Below are 18,972 nucleotides of genomic sequence, written 5' to 3' on the forward strand. Positions count from 1 at the left end.
CCCGGTGGTCACTCCGGTCGTCGTTCGACGGGGGCGCTGCTCAGCACGCCGTCGGGCCGGACCTCCTGACGGAGCCGCGCCAGGTTGACGAACCGGTCGCCCTCGACGGGGGCGGCGTCGAGCAGGCGCAGGACGACAGTGCAGTACTTGGCCATCGTGTTGCGACCCGGCATGAAGATGGACAGCTCGTCGTGGGCGCCGGGTGTCTGCACGATCAGGTCGGCGGGCAGTAACGGCAGCGTCTCCGGGGTGCCGTCCACCGCGACCTTGACGATCCAGAACGGCCCGGTGCCGTCGAGTACGCGCCGGTCCTGCCCCGGTGTCTCCAGCGCGAGCGTCCGCCACGGCTCACCCAGGCAGGTGACGCCGGCCTGCCGCACCGTGGTGACCAGTTCGGCCCCTGCCGCCACGATGATCTCCTCGGCCCGGTCCCACTCCTGCGCGTCCCGGCCCAGCGGTGTGCCGGGCACGAGCCGCGCCACGACAGTCATGGCCGGTACGTGCCGCAGCCGTGGTTCGGGCTGCGCCTCGAAGACGGCGCGGGCCGCCGCGATCGCGTCGGCCTGAGCTTGTCGTTGCCGGTCGACCTCGTCGCGGTGCCGGTCGAGCAGGGCGAGCGCCTGGTCCGGTTCGTCGAGGGCACGCCGGACCAGCTTGACGCTCATCCCGGTGTCCCGCAGCAGGGTGATCAGCATGGCGCGTTCCACCTGGTCGAACGCGTACGAACGGTGGCCGGACCGGTCGTCGACCTCGGCGGGCACGAGCAGCCCTTCGGCGTGGTAGAAGCGCAGCGCCTGCGGCGACAGGTGACACATCTGGCTGAACTCGCTGATCGACAACATGACCCCAGACTGCCCCTTGCGGTAACCGGAAGGGCAAGCGCCGCCTAACCTCCGCGCTCGTGCTGGGGCAGCCCGACGGCGGCCGCGATGGCCTCCACCGCCTGCTCCAGGCCGGTGCTCTCCGGGAGGACGAGTTCACCGGGCCAGCCCAGGACGTCGCGTGCGGCGTACCAGCCGCTCATCTGCTCGGCGGTGAACTCGCCGGCCTGCGGGCGGGTCAGATGCCGGCGCAGCGTCTCGGCCAGCGACACGTCGAGGTAGCAGAACAGCGACCGCCCCCGGTGGCCGTCCCGTAGCGCGGTCAGCATGTCGCGGTAGCGGCCCGTGTACAGGATGCCCTCCAGGACCACGTGGTAGCCGTGGTCGAGGGCGAACCGGGCGGTCTGCTCGATCAGGGCGGGCGCCACACCGCCGGGCTTGTCCCGTTCGAGCAGGACGACGCGGCGCAGGTAGTCCTGCTCGACGAGGGCGCACCCCGGGCCGTGCCGGCGTCGTAGCTCGCGGGCGATGCTGCTCTTGCCCGAGCCGGAGTTGCCCCGGATGCAGACGAGGATCGTGTCCGAGCTGCCGGTGGCCCCAGCGGACACGATCCCCTCCCTGGCGTCAGGTGTCGCAGGCGGATGCCGATCAGGCCCGGGTGATCACCAGGAACGCGTACCCGATCACCTTCGTGCCGTCCCAGTTGTACATGGGACGGCACGCCTGCGGCTTCGTCCACGACGACTGGTACTTGGGCCGGGCCTCGTTGCAGGCCTTCAGCGTCGAGTAGGTCGGGCTCGAGTAGTCCGCGTACGCGGGCGCGGCCAGGCCGAGCACCAGGGCGCCCGCGACCGAGGTGGCGGCGACGAGGCTGCGGATCCGCGGCCGTCGGAAGGCTTTCATGTCTTCTCCTACTCTCATGCACGTCGCCCGACCGTCCATCATGGCCGGCGATCATGATCAGCTTAGGGCGGCGGGACAAGGCGCGCAGCGGGCGGCGTACGCGAAAAAGGCCCCGACCGGCGTGAAGCGCCTGGTCAGGGCCTTGCTCGTTGGTGCGCCGCCAGGGACTCGAACCCCGAACCCGCGGATTAAGAGTCCGCTGCTCTGCCAGTTGAGCTAGCGGCGCTCGCTGACAACGGGAAGAAGATTAGCACGCCCGCCGAGGCGGGTTCCAATCCGATACCGGGGTCCACCCTTCGGACGAGCTTAACCGGCGAAAGCGGTCAAAACGGTCAGCCGATCCGGCGCGGGGGCGGGCGTGGGGGCGTCGATACGGCACGATGTCCGCCAGGCACGCGATGACAGGGGTGGGCATGGGCAGGTTCGCGCGGGCCGGGGCGACGGTGGGCGTCCTGGTCCTGACGGCGTCGCTGGCACTGACCGGGTGCGGCGGCGGCGACGAGGGGAAGAAGCCGGAGTTCGTGCCCGGCCAGCAGCAGGTCGGCGGCGTCTCGTCCTCCGCGCCCGATCCGAGCGTCACACCGAGCGACAGCGCCGCCGCGCCGCCGCTGACGGTGAGCCCCGCCGACGGCGCGAACGCCCGGCCGGTCAGCACCGAGATCAGCGCCCGCATCCCCGGTGGCGGCACCGTGTCGAAGGTGGTGCTCGCCACCGCCGACGGGAAGAACGTCGCCGGGCGGATGCGGCGCGACGGCTCCAGCTGGGTGCCGTCGGCAGCGCTGAAGTACGGCACCAAGTACACCGCCACGGTCACCGGCGCCGGTAAGGACGGCCAGACCTACCAGGGCACCAGCACGTTCACCACGATGGCCAAGCCCAAGTCGATGATCGGCTCCGGTCTCTACATGTTCAGCGGCAAGACGTACGGGGTGGCCATGCCGGTGGTCGCCGAATTCTCCCCGGGCATCCCGAAGAAGGACCGGGCCGCGGTGCAGAAGCGGATGTTCGTGCAGACCGACCCGCCGCAGCCCGGCGCCTGGCACTGGGTCGACAACGGCACCCAGGCGTACTACCGCGCGCCGGAGTACTGGAAGACCGGCACCACGATCACGGTCCGGCTGGCGCTGGCCGGCATCCCGCTGAGCAACGGCCGGTACGGCAACATCGACCGCAGCGCCACCGCCAAGATCGGCCGCGCGTTCGAGATGACTGTCGACAACGCGACCAAGCAGATGACGGTGTCCGAGAACGGCACGGTGATCCGTACGCTGCCGGTGAGCCTGGGCAAGAAGAGCACGCCCTCCTCCAGCGGCACGATGGTGGTGATGGAGAAGAAGGAGGCCACCGTCTTCGACACCCGCAGCGAGCCGGACCCGGCCAACCGGTACGTCACCGAGATCGACTTCGCGCAGCGGATCACCTGGGGCGGCGAGTACATCCACGCCGCGCCCTGGTCCGAGGGCGTGCAGGGGCGCCGCAACGTCTCGCACGGCTGCGTCAACGTGTCGATGGCCAACGGCCGGTGGCTGTTCGGCAAGACGCTCGTGGGCGATCCGATCACGGTGAAGGGCACCGAACGCCGCCTCGCCCCTGGCAACGGCTGGACGGCGTGGAGCATGAGCTGGTCGCAGTTCGTCGCCGGCAGCGCGCTGCCGGTTCCGCAGGGCGGGCAGCCGGCGCCGTTCTGACCGGCGTAACGTGGTCGGACACGCCACCTCCGACGAAGCGCCGGACGCCAGTGGAATCGTTACACCCGCGCGGGGTGTTCCGTTTCACGTCCGGCAACGCGTACCCGCTCCGGCGCGTCTGACCTGAGACGACGGGGAACGGCATCACCTTGTGAGGGAGTCATGCGAGCTGGCCAGGACGAACCGATCCGGGGCGCGAGCGCCCGACGCGTCGGCCGCCGCCGCGCGCTGGCAGCCGGGCTGCTCGCCGCCGCGATGGCCCTGACCGCCTGTACGAGCGGCGGCGACAAGCCGTCGAGCTGGCAGGGCGGCGGAGACGGCGACGGCGGCGAGAAGGCACCGAAGGCGACGGCCACCATCAGCGAGCCCGCCGCCGACGCCAAGGACGTACCGGCGTCCACCGCCATCACCTTCACCACGGAGGAGGCGCAGGACACCACAGTCGAGCTGAAGGACGCCGCCGGCAAGGCCGTCGACGGCACGCTCGCGGCGGACGGCGCCAGCTGGCTGCCGTCCGCGGCCCTGGAGTACGGGCAGACGTACACGGCGACCGTGACCGCGACCGGCGACGACGGCAAGCCCGCCACCGCCACCAGCACGTTCACCACGATGGCGAAGCCGGCCAAGCAGGTCCGGGTCACCAGCTTCCTCGGTGACAACCAGGTCGTGGGCGTCGGCATGCCGCTGATCGTGAAGTTCGGCCGGGCCATCCCGGAGGACTACCGCGACGACATCCAGCGCCGGATGACAGTCACCTCGAAGCCGGCCCAGGAGGGCATCTGGCACTGGGTGAGCCCGACCGAGGTGCGCTACCGGCCGAAGACGTTCTGGAAGGCCAACAGCACCGTCAGCTACAAGGTGCAGGCGGGCGGGCTGCCGCTGGGCGGCGGCTGGTACGGCCGCGCCGACCTCAGCGTCGACATCAAGATCGGCCCGTCGTTCGTGATGACCGTCGACAACCGCACCAAGCGGATGACGGTCACCCGCGACGGCAAGGTGGTCAAGACCATCCCGGTGAGCCTGGGCAAGAAGAGCACCCCCTCCTCCAGCGGCACCATGGTGGTGATCGAGAAGCTCCGGCACACGGTCTTCGACACCATGGAGGAGCTGGGCCCGGAGGAGGGCTACCGCACCGAGATCGACTACGCCCAGCGGCTCACCTGGGGCGGCGAGTTCATCCACGCCGCACCCTGGTCCGAGGGCGTGCAGGGCCGCACGAACGTGTCGCACGGCTGCGTCAACGTCTCGATGAAGGAAGGCAACTGGCTGTTCGCCAACACCCGAATCGGTGACCCGATCACCGTCAAGGGCACCGAGCGCAAGCTCCAGAACGGCAACGGCTGGACCGACTGGAACATGAGCTGGGACGAGTACGTCAAGGGCAGCGCCCTGCCGTACGAGCCGCCGTCGGCCGACACCACGCCGGACGCCGGTACGCCGAGCGTCGAGCCCACCCCCTGACACCCCGCACACGACGAAGCCCCCTCCCGGAGGAGGGGGCTTCGTGTTGGGGTGACTGATGGGAATTGAACCCACGACAACCGGGACCACAACCCGGTGCTCTGCCAACTGAGCTACAGCCACCATGCTCGCCGCTCCGGTCGCCCGGGGCGGTGCGCGGACTAATCATAGCCACACTCCGGCCGACCCCGTCCACCGGGTTCGGCGCGGGCGTCAGAGCTGGGCGGCGATCGCCTTCGCGGCCTCCACGTCCGGCCCCGGCAGTGGCACGAACACGGTCCGCCGGTAGTACTCCAGCTCGCGGATGCTCTCCCTGATGTCGGCGAGCGCCCGGTGGGCCAGGCCCTTCTGCGGCTGCCCGAAGTACACCCGCGGGTACCAGCGCCGGCACAGCTCCTTGATCGAGGACACGTCGATCATCCGGTAGTGCAGGTGGGCGTCGAGCCGGGTCATGTCGCGGGCCAGGAAGCCCCTGTCGGTGGCGATCGAGTTGCCGCACAGCGGCGCGGTACGCGGGTCCTTCACGTAGCTGGTGACGTAGTCGAGCACCATGTCCTCGGCCTCGGCCAGCGTCACCGTGGAGCGGCGTACCTCCTCGGTGAGGCCGGACTTGGCGTGCATGGTGCGCACGATCTCCGGCATGCCGTCGAGCGCCTCGTCGTCGGCGTGGATCACCACGTCGACGCCGTCACCGAGCACGTTGAGGTCGGGATCGGTGACGAGCGCGGCGACCTCGATCAGGGCGTCCCGCCGCAGGTCGAGCCCGGTCATCTCACAGTCGATCCAGACGAGAAGATCAGCCACCGGAACAGACTACGCGCCGCCGACGCGCCCGCGCCTCGGCCCGGCGGCCGAGGTGGACCGCTAGGGTTTCCTGCGTGCCAGCCGAACCCGACGCGCCACCCGCCGTCGCCCGCGACGACGCGGGCGCGCGTACGGTCCGGCGGGTCGTGGCGGTGCTGGCGCTGGTCGCGATCCTGCCGGCGCTCTACCTGCCCAACCTGCGCCACGACTACTACGACCAGAAGATCTACATGTCGGCGATGGACTGGTGGGCGGCCGGGCATCCGCTGTACGACTACGTCCAGCCGGACCGGGTGCAGGGGGCGCTCTACTTCACCTATCCACCGTTCGCGGCGCTGCTCCTGGCGCCGTTCGGGTATCTGCGGCTCGGGGTGGCCATCGCCGCCTTCGCGGTGCTGACCGTGGCCGCGGTGGTGGTGACCACCCGCTGGCTGGTGCTGCCGGTGCTGCAGCGGCACGACCTGCCGCGCGGGTTCGGCCTGACCGTCGCCGTGCTGCTGGTGCTGGCGGTGGAGAGCACGCGGGAGACGCTCACGCTCGGGCAGATCAACATGCTGCTGGTGGTGCTGATCCTCGGCGACCTGCTGTTCGCCGTACCGCAGGGGCGGCGCTGGGCGGGTGTGGGCGTGGGCTTGGCCGCGGCGCTCAAGCTGTTCCCCGGCATCTTCGTGCTCTACCTGCTGGCCGCCCGGAAGTGGCGGGCGGCGGCCGTGGCGGCGGTGACAGCGGCGGTGGCCACGCTGCTGGCGGCGGCTGTCGCGCCGGGTGACTCGTGGCGGTTCTGGACGCACGAGCTGTGGGTGACCGACCGGGTGGGCCGCCCCGATTACACCGGCAACCAGTCGCTGTTCGGGCTGCTCAGCCGCCTGACCGCGCCGGCCGAGCCGGACCGGCTGCTGTGGCTGCTGCTCGCGCTGGCGGTGGCCGCGTTCGGCCTGTGGCGGGCCGCGCGCGCCGCCCGGGCGGGGGACGCGCTGGTGGGTCTCACAGTGACCGGGCTGGTGGGCGGGCTGGTCAGCCCGATCACCTGGATCCACCACCTGTACTGGTTCATCCCCGCCGTGGTGGTGCTCGTCGACGCGGCTCTGGACGCCGATCCGGCGACGCCCGCCGGAGCCCGCCGTCGCGGCGGCCTGTTCGCGCTGGCCGCCGTCGTGGGCCTGCCGATCGCGTACGGGTTGGTGACGTTCCAGGACTGGGGCACCGCCATCGTGCACACGGACGACCCGGTCGACTTCGTCGTCCGCAACGTGTACGTGCTGCTCAGCCTGCTGCTGCTCGTAGCGCTGCCGATCCGCCGGCGCTCGGCCGCGAACCCGATAACTCCGACTGATCGGACACAACTCGCAACAAACGGCGATCAGCGCTAATCTGGTATCAACTACCTCAGTTTTCTCCCAGGTAGCACCGATCCCCCGGTGAGAACGGCCCTCCGCGTCGGCAGCGCGGAGGGCCGTTCGGGTTCTCGTCAGTCCCCGCCGTCGGGGCACCGGCCGGGCGGCGGAGCGATCGCCGCGCGGGTCCGTCCGCCGGGCCCGGAGCCCACCGACACCAGATGCCGCTCGGGCCGCGACGCCGGACCCGGCTGCCGGCCCAGCCCGCTCAGCGACGTGACGCCGAGACGCCCGGCCAGCACCGGCACCTGGTCCGGCTCGACCACGAAGACCACCTCACGCGGCCGCACCGGCCGCAGCAGCACCACCACGGCGAGGACCACCAGCAGCGTCCCGCCGGCCAGCAACGCCCACGCCAGCCCGGGGAACCACCCGGCGCGCACCTCGGCACGCATCCGCAGGTCGAGCCCGTCCGCGCCGTCCACGCGCATCACGACCAGGCTCAGCGACCGGTCGGACAACTCCGCCGGACTCCACTCCAGCGAGCCGACGCCCTCGCGTACCCAGAAGGGCTGGGTCATCGGCGCGGCGGTGCCGGCGCCGGCGGTGGCCGGGTCGAGGTCGACGGGCAGCGGGCCCCGGGTGACCGCGACGCGGCGCACGGTGCTGTGCGGGACGTCGGCCAGCCACCGTCGCACCTGGTCGGCCGGGGCGAGGCCGAGGAAGACCGGACCGTCGTCGTCCCGCGCGGTCAGGTGCAGCCGGGCCTGACCGGTACGCGCCACCGGCAGGTCGGTGCGCAGCAACTCGTCCACGTCGGTCACCAGCACCGCGCGGGCCGACGTGCGGACCGGCTCGAACCGGGCACCGAACGCGCCGTCCGGGCCGGCGTGCCGGGCGGCGAGCCAGAGACCACCACCCGCCAGCAGCGCCGGAACCCCTAACGCCAGCAGCATCATGCCGGCGATCGTGCGTACGAAACGCATTCGCGTCGTCCCTCTCGGTAGCCAACCACCCGGCCGACCTTACCGACGCGCGGCTGCCGATCGGCGGATATCGGCGGCACCCGGCCGGGACGGCGACCGGCCCGGCGGATCGTTCCGCCGGGCCGGTACGACGCTCGCGTTCAGGACTTCGCGGCGGGCTCCCGACGGGTACGCGCGAACGCCAGGCCGCCGAGCGCCAGGCCGCCCAGACCGGCGACCAGGCCGGCCACCCCGAGGGCGGTGGCGGCGCCGGAACCGGCGTCGTCATCGTCGTCGTCGGCCGCCGCCGCGGCCGGCGCGCTCGCGCCCGGCGAGGCGGGCGCCGCGGCGGCCAGCGTGAGCACCGGTGCCGGGCTCTCCGGCTCCTCCGCTCCCGGCGTGGGCTCCTCGATCCAGCGGGAGACGTTGCCGTCGGAGTACGTCTGGAGCACCTTGAACGCCATCGTGTCGACCTGCGGCAGCGGGCCCATCGACACCGGGAACTCCTGGAACTCGCCCGGCTTCACGCCGCCGTTCGGCGCGGCGGTGAAGGTCAGCTTGGAGACCGCCTCGGTGAGCTGGCTGCCGTGCACCTCGATCGGCGGGTCGACCTTGCGCTTCTCCACCGCCACCGTCCAGCCCGCCACCGGCATGGTGGAGACCGAGCCGACCGGGGCGTTCTCCGGCAGGTTCACCTCGACCTTGACTGTCGACGCCGTGTCGCTCTCGTTCGGCACCCGGAACGCGAACCGGCCGTAGCCGCCCTGCGTACCCTCGGCCGGGTTGATCGTGACGTGCGCCGAGGCCGGACCGGCCACGCCGAGCACGGCCGTGGCGACGGCGGTGAGGGTCAGCGCGGCGACTGTCGCGGAGCGCCGGAGACGGATCATCAGATGGGACCTTCCGTTACTTGATCGGCACGGTGGCGGTCACCGTGGCCTGGTCGATGTCGGTCGTACGGACGGTGATGCGCAGCTGCCAGTCGCCCCGGGCCGGCAGGTTGACCTCACCGGTGGCGTGGTTGTCGCTCAGCGGCAGCAGCGGGACGGTGATCGGCTCGATCCCGGCCGACGGCAGCGCGGCGGTGACCTTCCACTCCTGCACCGTCTGGGGACGGTTGTCCTTCGTGTAGGCGTACAGGTGCATCGAGTTGTTGCCGGTCTCGGCCGGGTCCAGCTCGACCTGGAGCGAGTAGATCGGGCTGCTCAGCGTGGTGGAGAAGTAGCCGGCCGGGGCACCCGCGACGTCCGCGCCGGCGGTCCGCGCCGGTGTGGTCTGCACGAGCGTCGCCGACACGCCCAGCACCACCGCCGTGATCGCCAGTTCGGCCACCACGGCCCGCCGCATCGCACCCGGCCGCCCGGCGGCCACCCGCCGCCGCACCAGTGCCCGGGAGTACGCGGCCACGCCGATCACCAGCACGAACAGCGCGATCTTGACCAGCAGGAGCCGGCCGTACGTGGTGTCGATCAGCGCCTGGAAACTGGCCACCTCGATCAGCCCCTGCACGGTGCCGGCCAGCAGCAACGCGGCCACCGCGAGCGCCGCCCAGCGGGACCAGATCGGCAGGATCGCGTCCAGCTCGCGTTCGTCGGCCCGGCGCAGCAGGAACACCGCGAGCATCACCAGGCCGCCCAGCCAGACCGCCATGGCGCCCAGGTGCACCGTGTCCACCACCACCGACACCGCGGGCGCGGGCGACGCCGCCGCGTGCCCGGACAGCGGCCAGGTGAACAGCGCCGCGCCGCCGAGGACCGCCAGGATGATCCCGTCGGTACGGCCGATCGGGCCGGCGAACAGCGGCCGGAGCAGGAACGCGGCCGCGGCGAGCAGACCCAGCCGGACCAGGTGGGTGGTGCCGTAGGCGCTGCCCAGCACGTCGCTCAGGCCGGAGCCGGTCACGTCGAACAGGCCGCCGCCGTTGACGTACGGCACCTGCAGCCACACCTCGGCCACCGTCGCCACCGCCAGCAGGCCCAGCCCGGTCCAGGCCAGCCGTGCCGGTCCCCGGCGGGACAGCCGGCGCGGCCAGAGCGCGACGAGCACCAGCGCCGGGCCGACGAGCAGCAGCAACCCGGCGTAGCCGGCGTACTTCGCCACCTTCACCGCGTTCTCGGTGACCGGGTTCGCCCGGTTGTCCGAGCCGCTGTCGGTGGGCGGCTCCGACGGTGCGCCGACGGAGTAGGTGAAGGCACCGGAGACCGGGTGGCTGTCGGCCGAGATGACCCGGTAGCTCACCAGGTAGGTGCCGCGCCCGCCGGAGGCGTCCACCGGGATCGTCACCTCGGCGCCCTGGAACGTCGGCTCGCCCCGGTCGGCGCGCGAGCCGTCGGGAGCGATCACCCGTACCTTCCCGGGCACCTTGCGGACGCCCTCACTGAAGGTGATCACCACCTGCGCGGGCGCGTCGGGCACCACGGCGGAGGCGGCCGGGCTGCTGCTCACCAGCACCGCGTGGGCGGCGGCCGGGGTGGCCGGGACGAGCAGCAGGGCGACCAGCAGGAGCAGCAGCCCGGCGACGGCCCCGGATCGGGCGGCGACGGCCCGGGACGGGCGGCGTACGGCAGCAGTCATGACCGCCATGGTTCCCGAACCGGGGCGGGTCCGGCGAGCCGGTCCGGGGCGGGCGTGACCGAGCGCCCACCCGGTGCGGCGGCACGCGCCACGCCGGGCCTGCTCGGAGGTCATGGGAGGGTAGTCGGACGGCGGCCGGAAAAAGTTCCCGGCGTGTGCGGGACCACGGAATGGGTCGAAGGACCCTGTCCTGTCCAGGTACGCCGCGTAACCTCGGGTGACGTGATCCCCGGCCCGCGCGACACCGCCGCCGACCGCCCCGAGTCGGCGCCCGACGCTGCCCGGGACGCGGCCACCGGCTGGGCGCTGGCCGCCCGCGACGGGAACCGCGACGCGCAGGCCGCCTTCGTCCGGGCCACCCAGGCCGAGGTGTGGCGCTTCGCCGCCGCGCTCGTCGACCCGGACACCGCGGACGACCTGACCCAGGAGACGTACCTGCGGGCGTTCCGGGCGCTGTCCGGCTTCGAGGGGCGCTCCAGCGTGCGGACCTGGCTGCTCGGGATCGCCCGGCGAGCCTGCGCCGACCACCTGCGCACCGTGGTACGCCGCCGCCGGCTCGACGCGCGGCTCGCCGCCCAGGCCGCCACCGACCGTCCGTACCCGGACCCGGCCGGCCAGCTCGGCGCCGCCGACCTCGTCCGCCGGCTGCCCGCCGAGCGGCGCTCCGCGTTCGTGCTCACCCAGCTGCTCGGCCTGTCGTACGCCGAGGCCGCCGACGTGGAGGGGGTGCCGGTGGGCACCATCCGCTCCCGGGTGGCCCGCGCCCGCGACGAACTCGTCGGCGCCGTCGGCGACACGCTGGCCGGATAACGGGAACCTTTCGTGGCGCTCGGACGACGAATGACTGTGACCCCCTCCCCCTCCCGGGCCGGCCGCTGGCAGGCCCTGCGACCGTGGCTCGGCGTCGCGGCCCGCCTCGGACTCGCCGCGGTGTGGCTGATCGCCGGCGGCACCAAGGTCGGCGACCTGGCCGCCTCCGGCCGGGCCGTGAACGCGTACCAGGTGATGCCGTACGACCTGGCCACAGTGATCGGCGCGGCGCTGCCGTTCGTCGAGCTGGCCCTGGGCGTGCTGCTGCTCGCCGGGCTCGCCACCCGGATCAGCGCCGGTGTGTCCGCGGCGCTGCTCGTGATCTTCATCGCCGGCATCGCCTCGGCCTGGGCCCGGGGCCTGGCCATCGACTGCGGGTGTTTCGGCACCGGCGGCCAGCTCGCCGCCGGTCAGACGCCCAGCTACCTCCCGGAGATCCTCCGGGACCTCGGGTTCCTGGCCCTCGCCGGGTTCCTGCTGATCTGGCCCCGCACTCCGTTCTCGGTGGACGGGTGGCTGGCGGGCGACGACATCGTGGAGGACACCGATGAGCAGTCGTAAGGGACGCAAGGACGCGGCCCGGGTCGTACGCGAGCAGATCGCCCGGGAGAAGCGGCGCAAGCGCACGCTCTGGACCTCGATCGCCGCGGTGCTGGTGCTCGTCATCGCCGGCGGCATCGGCTGGGCGGTCTACTCCAGCCAGAAGTCCGACGAGTTCACCGCCCCGCCCGGGGCCAACGACGCCGGCACCGGCATCGTGCTCGGCACCGGACCGGTCACCATCGACCTGTACGAGGACTACCTCTGCCCGGCCTGCAAGCAGTTCCAGCAGATCAACGGCGAGACGCTCAACCAGCTCGTCGACGAGGGCAAGGCGAAGCTGGTGTTCCACCCGGTCGCGTTCCTGAACCGCTTCTCCACCACGGAGTACTCGACCCGTTCCTCGGCCGCCTCCGGCTGCGCGGCGCAGGGCGGCAAGTTCCGCGAGTTCACCGAGGAACTGTTCGCCAAGCAGCCGGCGGAGGGCGGCGCCGGGCTCAGCAACGACGAGCTGGTCGACATCGGCGCGGGCGTCGGGCTGAACCGGGACGAGTTCGCCTCCTGCGTCTCCGACGGCACGTACCGGTCGTGGACCGAGCACGTCACCGACGAGGCGAGCAAGTCCGGCGTGACCGGCACCCCGACCATCAAGGTCAACGGCAGCGAGCTCCAGGACCGCAGCCCGGAGGGGATCAAGTCGGCGGTGGAGGCGGCCGGCAAGTGATCGCACCCCTGCGCCGGGCCGCGGTGGTGCTCGCCGTCGCGGCCACCGCCCTGCTCACGCTCGCCGCGCCGGCTGCCGCGCACGGCGCGGACGCGCCCGACGGAACCGACTACCGCGCCACGATCAGCGGCGTCGACCCGGACCGGCCCGGCCTCACCGCGCGGATGGTGGAGGCCGGCGCGCGGCTGGAGCTGACGAACGACACCGGCGCCGACGTCACGGTGATGGGCTACTCCGGCGAGCCGTACCTGCGCATCGGCCCGGGAGGCGTGTACGAGAACACCCGCTCCCCCGCCACCTACCTGAACCGGACGCTGGCCGGGGAGACCCGGCTGCCCGCCGAGGCGAACCCGGCCGCCGCGCCCGACTGGCGGCGGATCGACGACGGACCGACCGCCCGCTGGCACGACCAGCGCACGCTGTGGCGCGAGGACGCCCCGCCGGCCGCCGTCGCCGCCGACCCGGACCGGGAACACCGGGTACGCGACTGGACGGTCCCGCTGCGCGCCGGTGACGCCACCGGAGCCGTACGCGGCACGCTGGACTGGGTGCCCCCGCCCGACCCGTACCCCTGGTGGGTGGCCGCCACGCTGGGCTTCCTGCTGATCGGCGCGGCCGGGCTCGCGCCGGGCGGTACCGCCGCCGGGGTGCGGGCGCTGCGCGCGGTCGGCGCGCTGCTCGCCGTGGGCGGCGCCGCCACTGTGGCGCTCACAGTGGCCCGCGCGCTGGACACCGGCGCCCCCGGCGTCGGCGGAACGCTCGCCGAACTGGTCACCGGTCAGGTGTGGACGCTGCTCACCGGCCTCGGCGCGCTCGCCGCGGGCGGGTACACGCTGGCTCGCCGCCCGGCCGCCGACTTCGTGCTGGCGCTCGCCGGCGCCTGCCTCACCGTGTTCGCCGGGGTGACGAACCTCGCCGCGCTGTCCCGCTCGGTGCCCCCCGCCGCCGGTCCGCCCACGCTGGTCCGGGTGCTGGTCGTGCTCGGCCTGGCGACAGGAGCCGGCGCGGTCGCCACCGGCCTGCTGCGCCTGCGCACCGCCGCAAGAACAGCCCGCCCCATCCCCCACCCCACCCCCACGCCCTAACCCGCCCGCCGCCCGCCGCCCGGCGAGATCTTGGTACCAAACGGCCCCCATAGGGGCCCTTTCCTACCAAGATCTCCACTGCTCCCACCACGCGGAACGCCAGTCTCGCGTAACGGGAGGCGTACCTTCCGCCCGGCATCCAAGTCGCCACGACATCTCCGGGGGCCGCAACCGCAAGATCACCGCAAGCTGTGAGCGCCGGGCACGCCCGAGTGGAACACCACGAGTGTCAAACCGCCCTAGACACACCCATCACGTTCCACCCCCGCCGCACTCGCCCCTGGATGGCGTGATCTTGCAGTTGCCGCCCCGAGTCGGCGGCTTTGGCCCTGGAATGCCCGGGCGGAAAGTGCAAGATCTGTGAAGGTGTTTGTCAAGCGTTGGTTTCGAGGGTGCGCCAGATTTGGCGGGCTATGTAGCGTTTGAGGCTGCGGGTGATTTCGGCTGGGGTGCGGCCTTCGGTGGTGCGGCGTTCGACGTAGTCCTTGGTGGGTTGGTGGCATCGTTGGCGGGTTTTCGCGATGGTGTGTAGGGCGGCGTTGAGGGTGCGGTCGCCGCCTCGGTTGAGGCGGTGGCGGATGGTGCGTCCGGAGTTGGCGGGGACGGGGCTGGCGCCGGCGAGTGAGGCGAAGGCGGCTTCGTTGCGGAACCGGCCGGGGTGTGACCAGGCGGTCAGTGCGATCGCGGCGGTGACGGGGCCGATCCCGGGTTGGTCGAGCAGGGTGGGGCAGAGCTTGTCGACCAGGGTGCGGATCTCGGCGAGGTTGGCTTTCAGGAGCTTCTCGAGGGTCAGGATCTGCTCGGCCAGGGCTGCCAGTTGAGTGCGGCGCAGTCGGTCAAGTCCGCTGCCGCTGCCGGTGCCGGTGGTGAGGGTGGTGGCGTGTTGGACCTGCCGCAGGGTGTTCAGTCCGCGCATCTGTGTGCGTAGATCGTCGTCGGCGGTGAGGATCAGCGATTTGAACAGGTTGATGGTGGCGGTGCGGGTGTCGCTGTAGTGGCGGCGGCAGACGTGCAGCAGGCGCAGGGCTTCCCGGTCGCCGTCGGCGCGGGGCGTGGCGACGTGGTCGGCGGCCAGCACCGCGCGAGCGGCGTGCACGGCGTCCAACGCGTCGGACTTGCCGCCTCGCCGACGGCGTCCGGCAGCGGGTTTGGGTGCTTCCAGGACGTCCTCACCCGCGGCGCGCAGGACACGCAGCAGGCCGACCCCGTGACACCGGGCGCCGTCCAGGGCCCAGGCCCGCCGGCCCGTTCCCAGCCCGGTCGTCTGCCGCCCGGCCCAGGCCAGCAGAACAGCGGCGCCGTCGGCGGTGGCCGGCACGGTGATCTCGGCCAGCACTGTCCCGACCGGGGTGGTCACCGCGGCGGTGTGCGTATCGGTATGGGTATCCACACCGATGACCGCGTCAACACGGCCGGCCAGACGATCTGCCAGGATGGAAGGCACGGACGGTTCTCCCTTGCACGGGACGACGTTCGGACGGCGTCGGCCCGGGAGACGATCACCCGGCGGCACATCTGTGATGAGTCACGCGACACCAATCGCGGACAGGCTTCTGATCAGGCCAGCAAGGTGGGCCGGGCCGACGCCGGCAACCCACGAGGACAGGTCGCGCTTCACGGCACACCCTTCTGCGGTGGCCAGATCTTGCATGAGTCACTCGTCGATCACCGACGTCGAACCCTACCGATACCAACCCCTCCCGGAACCGGCCCACCTATAGAAGCGTCGCGGAGGAGGAGGAGGAGGAGGGGCGGGACGGGCGAGGGCCGGGTCAGGTGGGGCGGGGGGCGAAGCCGTAGGGGAGCTCCAGGCGGTGGGCTGTCAGCAGTGCCTCGTCGGACAGCAGGTCGAGCGTGGGCGCGTCGGCGACGATACGGCCGCCGTCCAGGATCACCGAGCGGGGGCACAGCTCGGCCGCGTACGGCAGGTCGTGCGTGACCATGAGCAGCGTCACCGGCAGGGCGCGCAGGATCTCCGCCAGCTCGCGCCGGGCGGCCGGGTCGAGGTTCGACGACGGCTCGTCCAGCACCAGGATCTCCGGGCGCATCGCCAGCACCGTCGCCACCGCCACCCGGCGCCGCTGCCCGAAGGACAGGTGGTGCGGCGCGCGGTCCCGGTGCTCGCTCATGCCGACCGCCGCCAGCGCCTCGTCGACCCGGGCGGCCAGCTCGGCGCCGCGCAGACCCAGGTTGGCCGGCCCGAACGCCACGTCCTCGGCGACGGTGGGCAGGAACAGCTGGTCGTCCGGGTCCTGGAAGACGATGCCGACGCGGCGGCGTACCTCGGCCAGCGTGTCCCGGTCCCGGGTGACGGTCAGGCCGCCGACGCTCACCGTGCCCTCGGCCGGGGTGAGGATGCCGTTGAGGTGCAGCACGAGCGTGGTCTTGCCGGCGCCGTTGGGCCCGAGCAGCGCCACCCGCTCGCCGCGCGGGACGGTCAGGTCCACGCCGTGCAGGGCGACGTGACCGTCCGGGTACGCGTACCGGACGCCGCTGACGTCGAGGGAGGGCGGCTGCTGCACGTACCCGATCATTGCAGGACGAGCGCGACGGCGGCGATGGTGGCCGCGATCGCCGGCACCGTCGCGGCGGCCGCCCACTGGCCGGCGGTGGCCGCACCGGCCCCCTGCCACACCGCCGGCATCCGGCCGGTGTAGCCGCGGGAGAGCATCGCCAGGTAGACCCGCTCGCCGCGTTCGAACGCGCGCAGGAACAGCGTGCCGACCCCGGCCGCGAAGCCGCGCAGCTGCCACAGGAACCGCGGGTCGTCGCCCCGCGACACCCGGGCCACGCGCATCCGCCGGGCCTCGCCGACCAGCACCTCCAGGTAGCGCAGCATGAACGTGGCGATCTGGGTGAGGATCTGCGGGCACCGCAGCCGGTCCAGGCCGAGCAGCAGGTCACGCGTCGTCGTGGTCGCGGCCAGCAGAAGCGACGCGAGTACGCCGAGCGTGCCCTTGGCGAGGATGTTGAACGCGCCGTGCAGACCGTCGACGGACAGCGCGAGCCCGGCCACCTCGACCCGTTCCCCGGCGCCGAGGAACGGCAGCGCGAACGCGAACAGCACGAACGGCAGCTCGATCAGCGCCCGGCTGAGCAGCCAGCGCGGGCCGACCCGGGCCAGCGCGGCCACCACGGCGACCAGGAGGGCGTACCCGCCGAAGGCCCAGTACGCCTCCCGAGGCGTGGCCACGACCGCCACGGTGAACAGCACCATCGCGGCGATCTTCACCTCCGGCGGGAGGCGGTGCACCGGCGAGCCGGACTCGCGGTAGAGCACGTGGGCGTGCCCGGCGCCCATGGTCAGCGTGTGCCGGTGGACTGGGCTGCCTCGTCCGCCGGGTCGGTGCTCGCGGCGCTGTTGGCGGGTGCGGCGCTCGTGGCCGGGCCGCGACGGCGGGCCAGCCAGAACAGGCCGCCGCCGACCGCGAAGGTCAGCAGCACACCGAGCACGCCGGACAGGCCGGTGGAGACGAAGTCGTTGCCGATCCCGCGTACGCCGTAGTCGGCGAGCGGGCTGTCCGCCAGCTCGTGGTCCTTGGCCTGCTGGGCCGGGCAGCTGCCGCCGGTGATCTCGTCGTCGGCGTTGACCGTGCAGCCCTTGAGCAGCGACGAGTCGAGGCCGTCCGGGTGCGAGGAGGCGTAGTTGCTGACCACGCCGGCCAGCAGGAGGGCCACCAGCAGGCCGCCGAGCAGGAACGACCAGTGACGCTTGTTCATCGGGCACCTCCGGCGACCGGGACGGCGGGAGCCGGCGCGGCCGGCTTGAGGGCGCGCAGCGCGTACACCAGATCGGGCCGGACCTTCGCGACGGTGACCACGGTGGTGGCGGTGATCAGGCCCTCGCCGATGCCGATCAGCAGGTGGGCGACGGCCATGGTGCCGGCCAGCCCGGTGAGGTTGCCGCCGAGGTCGGTGGTGCCGCCCAGCCAGTACTGAAGGACGAAGCCCTGGGACGCGACCACCACGCTGACCAGCGCGGAGACGAACGCGGTCACCGCCAGCCCGGCCGGGGTACGCGGCAGCACGCGCAGCAGCAGCGCGATCAGCAGGTACGCGGCGGCGGTGCCGAGCAGCGCCATGTTGGTGATGTTGAGGCCGAGCATCGCCACCCCGCCGTCACCGAAGACCAGGGCCTGCACGATCAGCACCACGGCGACGCAGAGCGCGCCGACCCAGGGGCCGACGAGCAACGCGGCCAGCGCCCCGCCGAGCAGGTGACCGCTGACCCCGGCGGTGAAGATCGGGAAGTTGAGCATCTGCACGGCGAAGATGAACGCCGCCACCAGCCCGGCCATCGGGGCCAGCCGATCGTCGAGGTCGGCACGCCCCCGCATCACGCAGAAGGCGAGCGCGGCCAGCGCGAGGACCGCGAAGATCGCGGCGACAGGACCGTTGATGATCCCGTTGGAGATGTGCATCGCCAGGGTGTCCACGCGCTCAGCGTATTTCCAGGAAGGCACAGTTGCCAATATCTGGCAACAACCTCATGATGGCGATCACCCCGCCCGCGCGTCGCCGTCGGCCGGCCGTACCGGCCCGGCGGTATCGTCACCGCCATGACCGACCGCCTCAAGCCCGGCGACCCCGCCCCCGAGTTCACCCTCCCCACCGACGACGGCGGCACGCTGTCCCTGTCCGCTCTGCGCGGCCGCAAGGTCGTCCTGTACGCGTACCCGGCCGCCATGACGCCCGGCTGCACCAAGCAGGCATGTGACTTCCGGGACTCCCTCGCCTCCCTCCAGGCGGCCGGCTACGAGGTGGTCGGCATCTCGCCGGACAAGCCGGCGAAGCTCGCGAAGTTCCGCGACCGGGACGCCATCACGTTCCCGCTGGTCTCCGACGAGGACAAGGCGGTGCTGACCGCGTACGGCGCGTTCGGCGAGAAGCAGATGTACGGCCGCACCGTCACCGGCGTGATCCGCTCGACGTTCGTGGTGGACGAGAACGGCAAGATCGAGCGGGCGCTCTACAACGTGCGGGCCACCGGCCACGTCGCCAAGCTGCGCCGGGATCTCGGCCTCGACTGAGGTCGCGGATCGCCACGCGTGCCGGCGCCCGCGGGGCGGCAGTGGCGGCGGCGGAAGTGGTCTACGATCCGGAGGCTGTGACACCGGTCGGCGGGCTTCCGCGGCGTCGGCCAGAATGGCCGTGGAGAACGACGGTGTTCACCGTGGAGGGGCCGTAGCCCAACGGCAGAGGCATGCGGTTTAGGTCCGCACCAGTGCGGGTTCGAATCCCGCCGGCCCTACCAGTCCGACCG

20 protein-coding genes and 3 tRNA genes are annotated in these 18,972 nt (G+C 72.4%); 9 read left to right on the forward strand and 14 right to left on the reverse strand.

Annotated elements, in window-relative coordinates; translation table 11 throughout:
• Positions 1-8: 8 nt before the first annotated feature.
• The 4 genes from O7607_RS06525 to O7607_RS06540 form a co-directional block, all read right to left on the reverse strand.
• Positions 9-842 (reverse strand): MerR family transcriptional regulator, encoded by an 834-nt coding sequence (locus O7607_RS06525; protein WP_269701725.1) that lies wholly within the window; start codon positions 840-842, stop codon positions 9-11.
• A gap of 44 nt (positions 843-886) precedes the next feature.
• On the reverse strand, positions 887-1,429 hold the full coding sequence (locus O7607_RS06530) for a kinase (protein ID WP_269701726.1): 543 nt from the start codon (positions 1,427-1,429) through the stop codon (positions 887-889).
• 40 nt (positions 1,430-1,469) lie between these two features.
• Entirely contained in the window at positions 1,470-1,724 is a 255-nt protein-coding gene (locus O7607_RS06535; RefSeq protein WP_269701728.1) for a hypothetical protein, read from the reverse strand.
• A 150-nt stretch (positions 1,725-1,874) separates the two neighbouring features.
• Positions 1,875-1,950 (reverse strand) — tRNA-Lys (locus O7607_RS06540).
• A 187-nt stretch (positions 1,951-2,137) separates the two neighbouring features.
• On the opposite strand from O7607_RS06540, the gene O7607_RS06545 reads away from it, so the two are divergent.
• Together O7607_RS06545 and O7607_RS06550 are read left to right on the forward strand one after the other, a co-directional pair.
• The gene (locus O7607_RS06545) at positions 2,138-3,412 is read left to right on the forward strand and encodes a L,D-transpeptidase (RefSeq protein ID WP_269701730.1); all 1,275 of its coding nucleotides are present in this window, start codon (positions 2,138-2,140) and stop codon (positions 3,410-3,412) included.
• Between the two features lie 162 nt (positions 3,413-3,574).
• Positions 3,575-4,873, forward strand: coding sequence for a L,D-transpeptidase (locus tag O7607_RS06550; RefSeq protein WP_269701731.1), 1,299 nt, complete (start codon positions 3,575-3,577; stop codon positions 4,871-4,873).
• Positions 4,874-4,920: 47 nt separating this feature from the next.
• On the opposite strand, the gene O7607_RS06555 is transcribed toward O7607_RS06550, so the two are convergent.
• Together O7607_RS06555 and orn are read right to left on the reverse strand one after the other, a co-directional pair.
• Positions 4,921-4,996: transfer RNA gene (locus O7607_RS06555), tRNA-His, on the reverse strand.
• 90 nt (positions 4,997-5,086) lie between these two features.
• A complete protein-coding gene (orn, locus tag O7607_RS06560; RefSeq protein ID WP_013474266.1) occupies positions 5,087-5,677 on the reverse strand; it encodes an oligoribonuclease in 591 nt (196 codons plus the stop codon).
• 74 nt (positions 5,678-5,751) lie between these two features.
• On the opposite strand from orn, the gene O7607_RS06565 reads away from it, so the two are divergent.
• The gene (locus tag O7607_RS06565; RefSeq protein ID WP_269701734.1) at positions 5,752-7,047 is read left to right on the forward strand and encodes a glycosyltransferase 87 family protein; all 1,296 of its coding nucleotides are present in this window, start codon (positions 5,752-5,754) and stop codon (positions 7,045-7,047) included.
• Positions 7,048-7,145: 98 nt separating this feature from the next.
• Here the strand turns inward: O7607_RS06565 and O7607_RS30555 are convergent, their stop codons facing one another.
• From O7607_RS30555 to O7607_RS06580, 3 genes are all read right to left on the reverse strand, one after another.
• Positions 7,146-7,997 (reverse strand): hypothetical protein, encoded by an 852-nt coding sequence (locus tag O7607_RS30555; protein WP_442929469.1) that lies wholly within the window; start codon positions 7,995-7,997, stop codon positions 7,146-7,148.
• Between the two features lie 140 nt (positions 7,998-8,137).
• Entirely contained in the window at positions 8,138-8,866 is a 729-nt protein-coding gene (locus tag O7607_RS06575; protein ID WP_269701736.1) for a YcnI family copper-binding membrane protein, read from the reverse strand.
• 16 nt (positions 8,867-8,882) lie between these two features.
• The gene (locus tag O7607_RS06580) at positions 8,883-10,550 is read right to left on the reverse strand and encodes a copper resistance CopC/CopD family protein (RefSeq protein WP_433495182.1); all 1,668 of its coding nucleotides are present in this window, start codon (positions 10,548-10,550) and stop codon (positions 8,883-8,885) included.
• A 222-nt stretch (positions 10,551-10,772) separates the two neighbouring features.
• Between O7607_RS06580 and O7607_RS06585 the strand changes: the two genes are divergently transcribed.
• The 4 genes from O7607_RS06585 to O7607_RS06600 are packed head-to-tail and all read left to right on the forward strand — an operon-like array spanning position 10,773 to position 13,709.
• Positions 10,773-11,360: a sigma-70 family RNA polymerase sigma factor gene (locus O7607_RS06585; protein ID WP_269701738.1), complete on the forward strand. Its 588-nt coding sequence runs from the start codon at positions 10,773-10,775 to the stop codon at positions 11,358-11,360.
• 30 nt (positions 11,361-11,390) lie between these two features.
• Positions 11,391-11,921 (forward strand): MauE/DoxX family redox-associated membrane protein, encoded by a 531-nt coding sequence (locus O7607_RS06590; protein ID WP_269701740.1) that lies wholly within the window; start codon positions 11,391-11,393, stop codon positions 11,919-11,921.
• Positions 11,908-12,624, forward strand: coding sequence for a thioredoxin domain-containing protein (locus tag O7607_RS06595; RefSeq protein ID WP_269701742.1), 717 nt, complete (start codon positions 11,908-11,910; stop codon positions 12,622-12,624). The genes O7607_RS06590 and O7607_RS06595 overlap by 14 nt, the downstream gene beginning before the upstream one ends.
• A complete protein-coding gene (locus O7607_RS06600; protein WP_269701743.1) occupies positions 12,621-13,709 on the forward strand; it encodes a hypothetical protein in 1,089 nt (362 codons plus the stop codon). Before O7607_RS06595 ends, O7607_RS06600 begins: the two co-directional genes overlap by 4 nt.
• Positions 13,710-14,082: 373 nt before the next feature.
• Here the strand turns inward: O7607_RS06600 and O7607_RS06605 are convergent, their stop codons facing one another.
• The 5 genes from O7607_RS06605 to O7607_RS06625 form a co-directional block, all read right to left on the reverse strand.
• The gene (locus O7607_RS06605) at positions 14,083-15,066 is read right to left on the reverse strand and encodes a transposase (RefSeq protein WP_269701746.1); all 984 of its coding nucleotides are present in this window, start codon (positions 15,064-15,066) and stop codon (positions 14,083-14,085) included.
• A 415-nt stretch (positions 15,067-15,481) separates the two neighbouring features.
• Entirely contained in the window at positions 15,482-16,243 is a 762-nt protein-coding gene (locus tag O7607_RS06610) for an energy-coupling factor ABC transporter ATP-binding protein (RefSeq protein ID WP_269701748.1), read from the reverse strand.
• Entirely contained in the window at positions 16,240-17,010 is a 771-nt protein-coding gene (gene cbiQ, locus O7607_RS06615) for a cobalt ECF transporter T component CbiQ (RefSeq protein WP_269701750.1), read from the reverse strand. The genes O7607_RS06610 and cbiQ overlap by 4 nt, the downstream gene beginning before the upstream one ends.
• A 2-nt stretch (positions 17,011-17,012) precedes the next feature.
• Positions 17,013-17,429: a PDGLE domain-containing protein gene (locus O7607_RS06620; RefSeq protein ID WP_269701752.1), complete on the reverse strand. Its 417-nt coding sequence runs from the start codon at positions 17,427-17,429 to the stop codon at positions 17,013-17,015.
• A complete protein-coding gene (locus tag O7607_RS06625) occupies positions 17,426-18,145 on the reverse strand; it encodes an energy-coupling factor ABC transporter permease (RefSeq protein WP_269701754.1) in 720 nt (239 codons plus the stop codon). The genes O7607_RS06620 and O7607_RS06625 overlap by 4 nt, the downstream gene beginning before the upstream one ends.
• Before the next feature lie 123 nt (positions 18,146-18,268).
• Here O7607_RS06625 and bcp point away from each other — a divergent pair, with 123 nt between their 5' ends.
• Both bcp and O7607_RS06635 read left to right on the forward strand, forming a co-directional pair.
• Positions 18,269-18,739 (forward strand): thioredoxin-dependent thiol peroxidase, encoded by a 471-nt coding sequence (bcp, locus tag O7607_RS06630; RefSeq protein ID WP_269701756.1) that lies wholly within the window; start codon positions 18,269-18,271, stop codon positions 18,737-18,739.
• A gap of 148 nt (positions 18,740-18,887) precedes the next feature.
• Positions 18,888-18,963, forward strand: a tRNA-Leu gene (locus tag O7607_RS06635).
• Positions 18,964-18,972: the final 9 nt, after the last annotated feature.

The organism is Micromonospora sp. WMMA1949 (assembly GCF_027460145.1).
GTDB lineage: Bacteria > Actinomycetota > Actinomycetes > Mycobacteriales > Micromonosporaceae > Micromonospora.

What these genes read in the sequence shown, in the direction of transcription:
- O7607_RS06535 (WP_269701728.1), bottom strand. Translation starts at nt 1,724, where the DNA reads ATGAAAGCCTTCCGACGGCCGCGGATCCGCAGCCTCGTCGCCGCCACC.
- O7607_RS06575 (WP_269701736.1), bottom strand. Translation starts at nt 8,866, where the DNA reads ATGATCCGTCTCCGGCGCTCCGCGACAGTCGCCGCGCTGACCCTCACC.
- O7607_RS06595 (WP_269701742.1), top strand. Translation starts at nt 11,908, where the DNA reads ATGAGCAGTCGTAAGGGACGCAAGGACGCGGCCCGGGTCGTACGCGAG.
- O7607_RS06590 (WP_269701740.1), top strand. Translation starts at nt 11,391, where the DNA reads ATGACTGTGACCCCCTCCCCCTCCCGGGCCGGCCGCTGGCAGGCCCTG.
- bcp (WP_269701756.1), top strand. Translation starts at nt 18,269, where the DNA reads ATGACCGACCGCCTCAAGCCCGGCGACCCCGCCCCCGAGTTCACCCTC.
- O7607_RS06610 (WP_269701748.1), bottom strand. Translation starts at nt 16,243, where the DNA reads ATGATCGGGTACGTGCAGCAGCCGCCCTCCCTCGACGTCAGCGGCGTC.
- O7607_RS06550 (WP_269701731.1), top strand. Translation starts at nt 3,575, where the DNA reads ATGCGAGCTGGCCAGGACGAACCGATCCGGGGCGCGAGCGCCCGACGC.
- O7607_RS06545 (WP_269701730.1), top strand. Translation starts at nt 2,138, where the DNA reads ATGGGCAGGTTCGCGCGGGCCGGGGCGACGGTGGGCGTCCTGGTCCTG.
- O7607_RS06620 (WP_269701752.1), bottom strand. Translation starts at nt 17,429, where the DNA reads ATGAACAAGCGTCACTGGTCGTTCCTGCTCGGCGGCCTGCTGGTGGCC.
- O7607_RS30555 (WP_442929469.1), bottom strand. Translation starts at nt 7,997, where the DNA reads ATGCGTTTCGTACGCACGATCGCCGGCATGATGCTGCTGGCGTTAGGG.
- cbiQ (WP_269701750.1), bottom strand. Translation starts at nt 17,010, where the DNA reads ATGGGCGCCGGGCACGCCCACGTGCTCTACCGCGAGTCCGGCTCGCCG.
- O7607_RS06580 (WP_433495182.1), bottom strand. Translation starts at nt 10,550, where the DNA reads ATGACTGCTGCCGTACGCCGCCCGTCCCGGGCCGTCGCCGCCCGATCC.
- O7607_RS06525 (WP_269701725.1), bottom strand. Translation starts at nt 842, where the DNA reads ATGTTGTCGATCAGCGAGTTCAGCCAGATGTGTCACCTGTCGCCGCAG.